Here is a 599-nt window from a genome sequence, read left to right as displayed (position 1 = left end):
CAACGCCATTCAGTTTCTTTAAGATGATAATCAAAGTACTCTTTTGATATGCCGTTAAACTTTGCTAGCCTTCTTTTACAAAAGCTCCAAAATGATTCTATTCCATTTATATGGCATTGTCCTCTAGCAAACTCATTTGCTCCGTGATTTACCCTAAAATGCTTTGAATAACCTACATCAACAAGACCATTATAGCCACGCCATCCATCACTATAAATCACACTCTCAAGTGAAACTTTACCAATGATAACATCTTGTAAAGTCTTCATTTTACAGTCAGGTACGATTTCAGTATAGACGCGCCCATTACGTTCGAATATTCCAAATACTGGCTGTTTTAGAGTCCCACGACCACGCTTTAACTTTCCATGAAACCCACGTTGCCTTTTCGCTCCAAAATAGCTTTCATCTACTTCTATTGAACCAACAAACTTAGCTCTTAAATCTGTTTGATGATCATAGAGAGTTTCTCTAAAAAGCATGTACCAATAGTTAATCGTATTACGATTTAAATTGAGTAATAAGGCTGTTTTGGAAGCAGGAATATCAACACAAAAGCATTGAATAATTTTTTTAATCTTGTAGTGACTTAATTTACT

General features: G+C 34.9%; 1 protein-coding gene. It reads right to left on the bottom strand.

All coding sequences use genetic code 11. The annotated features are described in order from the left end of the window. Positions 1–599, bottom strand: a 599-nt coding sequence (locus tag IRT38_RS10700) for an IS1595-like element ISAcra1 family transposase (RefSeq protein ID WP_227592160.1), incomplete at both ends; no start/stop codon positions are given.

It is taken from the genome of Acinetobacter sp. SK-43 (assembly GCF_015351505.1).
GTDB lineage: Bacteria > Pseudomonadota > Gammaproteobacteria > Pseudomonadales > Moraxellaceae > Acinetobacter > Acinetobacter junii.
The sequence above is the reverse complement of the archived record's forward strand: the minus strand, read 5'-3'. Positions and strand labels throughout refer to the sequence as shown.